This is a genomic window from Paenibacillus sp. CMM36, assembly GCF_053570945.1.
This window is the reverse complement of sequence record NZ_JBSEDY010000046.1, coordinates 1-3,276: the sequence shown is the minus strand read 5'-3', so window position 1 is coordinate 3,276 and position 3,276 is coordinate 1. Positions and strand designations below refer to the sequence as shown.

The 3,276-nt window shown below is 50.1% G+C and carries 1 protein-coding gene; it reads right to left on the bottom strand.

Features of this window, described 5'->3' with window-relative positions:
• Positions 1 to 3,276 (bottom strand): condensation domain-containing protein (locus ACWA2B_RS27760; protein ID WP_449292862.1); only part of this gene is annotated, 3,276 nt, incomplete at both ends.

Below are 3,276 nucleotides of genomic sequence, written 5' to 3'. Positions count from 1 at the left end.
TTTGCTCGATGACATGCAGTACATGTCCCTGCATCCGCTCGATCGTAGACCGATCGTATACATTGGCGTTATATCTGAACATAATGCGGAAGGTTTCATCGGGCATCACAATCAAGTCCAGATCATAATTCGTTTGCTCAACAACCTCTACATTCGTAATTTCAAAAGCGGATGGACGAACTTCACCCAACTGCTCGACTTGCTCCTCAACCGGATAGTTCTCAAATACCATAATGTGGTTAATCAGATTTTGCTTCTGCTCGGTCAGCGCCTGAATTTCATATAGCGGGAAGCTGTCATATACCCCCGAAGCCAACGCTTGCTCCTGCGTTTTCCGCATGATGTCCACAAACGTGGCATTCCGTTCACTTTGAATCCGAACCGGGATCGTATTAATGAACAGACCGATCATATGCTCTACACCCGCAATATCCGTCGGACGTCCAGATACGACACTGCCGAATACAACATCCTCATTGTTGTTATATTTCTGCAAAATAAGGCCCCACACGCTCTGCATCAGTGTATTAATCGTGACCTGCTGCTGCTTTGCAATCCGGTACATGGCTTCGCTCCGCGTTGAATCCAGATCTACCGTTATTTTTTCAGAAATATATTCGCTGGTTTCACTTGCTGTAGTGGATACCGTATGATCCCTGCTGTCCGCCACTTGGTCTTTTGATGCGGTATCCGATCCAGGTAACAACGTCTGCTGTTCAAAGCCCGCCAAATAGCTGCTCCAATACTCTTTTGCCGCACGTTCATCCTGACGCTCCAGCCATTCAATATATTGACCATATGATGTAACAGGAGCAAGCTCCGGCTGCTTCTGCTCCAGCAGCGCAAAGTACGTACCAAACACTTCGCCTGTAACAAGCGATAAGCACCAGCCATCCATGACAATGTGATGGAAGCTCCAGACCAAGTGATACGTTTCTTCATCGGTCTGCAATACCTGTACGCGCATAAGTGCATCCGTACCCAGATTAAAACCTCTAGCCTGGTCTTCCTGCTTAAACGCCTGGATATACGCCTGTTGCTCCGCTTCCTGCATTTCGCGTATATCCTTGAAGGACAGATCGCTATCTTTGTGACGGAACACGATTTGCAATGGCTCCGGACCATGTCCTGTTTCAAATCGATGGAAATTCGTCCGCAGTGCTTCATGACGCTGTGTCAGTACATCTAGACTCTTGCGGAAAATTTCAACATCAAAGCTGCCTTTTTGATCAAACGACGCTTGCTGGAAGTATGCACCTGAGTCCGGCTCCATCAGACTATGGAACAGCATCCCCTTCTGCATCGGCGAAAGAGCATACACATTTTCCAGTTCGCCCACAGAAGCCGTTTGCTCCGTCAATTGCTCCAGTTGTTCCAACGACAAGCCTTTGAACAAGACATCGCTTGGGGTTAGTTCGCTCCGCTCTTGGGAGGCACAATGCGCGATCACTTCCTGCAGGCTTTCCTGCAGCAACTGCGCAAAGTTCTCTACATTTTGCTGTTGATATACCTTACTGTCATAGCGAATGTCCAGTGTCAGCCCGCCTGCTGTAATCATGCCGTTCACATTCAGCGGCTGCTCCAGAACGGTATGATCACTCATCGGCTCTCCACCTGGATGCGAAGACAGCCTGATATCCCCATTTTCCAAGTCCTGATCAAACTGTCCCAAATAGTTAAAGCTAATTTCAGGCTGCAAGGTCAAGGAAGGATGGACATCATGCTGAGACATATATTTCAAAATGCCGTAGCCAATGCCCTTATGCGGTACATGGCGCAGGTCTTCCTTCACCCGCTTGATTCGCTGCCCTACTTCTGCCTTCCCATCCACATCAAGCAGCACCGGATATTGGCTCGTAAACCAGCCCACGGTACGTGTGATGTCGATATCTGGAACAATGGCTTCCCGGCCATGGCCCTCCAGATTGACCAGTACGCGCTCCTGACCGCTCCAGTTATATAACGCGGTGCCGAGTGCAGTTAACAGCAGATCATTGACCTCTGTGTTATACGCCCGATGCGATTCCAGCAGCAGCAGCCGTGTTTCCTGTTCGCTCCAAGCTACGCTCACCGTCGCAGTGTCTCTGATTAGAGAATGTTGTCCCTCCGCTCTTTCTTGATCCTTAGGCAACGATGCAATTTCCATTTGAGCGAGATGCTGCCAATATTCGCGTTCATTTTCGATCGCCGGGCTATTCGCATATTGAGACAAACGTTCTGCCCAGTCGGAGAAAGAGTCCGTTTTATATGGCAGGCGAATCGCTTCTCTCCGCACGGCCTGCTCATACCCCGTGGCAAAATCCTCAAACACAATCCGCCACGAAATCCCGTCTATGACCAAATGGTGAATGGCAATCAGTAAATGATCTCCATCCATGCAGCGGAAAAGTCCCAGCTTCACCAGCGGTCCTTCGTCCAGACGAATGGAACTTTGGATGGCATTGGCTTTCATTTCAATCGCCACCGTCACATCTGCCGCGTCTTCGACACCCGTCAAATCAACAACGTCCAGACTGTACAGCTGACCTTCGTTCAAACCACGATTCCACGCTTCATAGCCCTGTTCGGTCTGACGGAAGACCATACGCAGCGCATCATGATGCTCAGTTACCTTGGTCACCGTTTGATGCAATGCGGCTTCATCGAATCCTTGTGCTCTATACAGCATCACCGATTGGTTGAAATAATGTGGCTCTGCTGAGGATTGTCCAAAGAACCATTGCTGTATTGGGCTCAATTTAACTGCTCCCGAGACCACCCGCTGATCGGCTGTACGGCTGACCTTGTGTACATGACCGCTCAGCAACGAAATGGACGGATATTGGAACAAATCCTTCATCTCCAGCTTGTAGCCCGCTTGCAGCAAGCGGGACGATACCTGGATTGCCTTGATCGAATCGCCGCCCAGATCAAAGAAATTATCCAAAATCCCGATTCTCTTTGTTCCTAATACAGCCTGCCAAATGGACACTAACGTCTGCTCCAGCGCTGTGCGCGGCTCTACATAATCCGCTCCGCTTTGCAGGCTACCCTCCGATGCCAGCAGTGCCTTGCGGTCGATTTTGCCGTTGGGTGTCAGCGGCATCTGCTCCAGCTGGATGAAATACGAAGGCACCATGTAGTTGGGCAGCTCCTCACCCAGTAAGCTGCGCAGCTCCCCAGCGCTTACGTCTCTTTCAGCGACATAGTACGCCACCAGTTGGTTTTGCCCCTGTTCGTCCGCTTGGGCCAGTACGATGACCTCTTGCACGTCTTCCACTTTCAAGATTTGTGCCT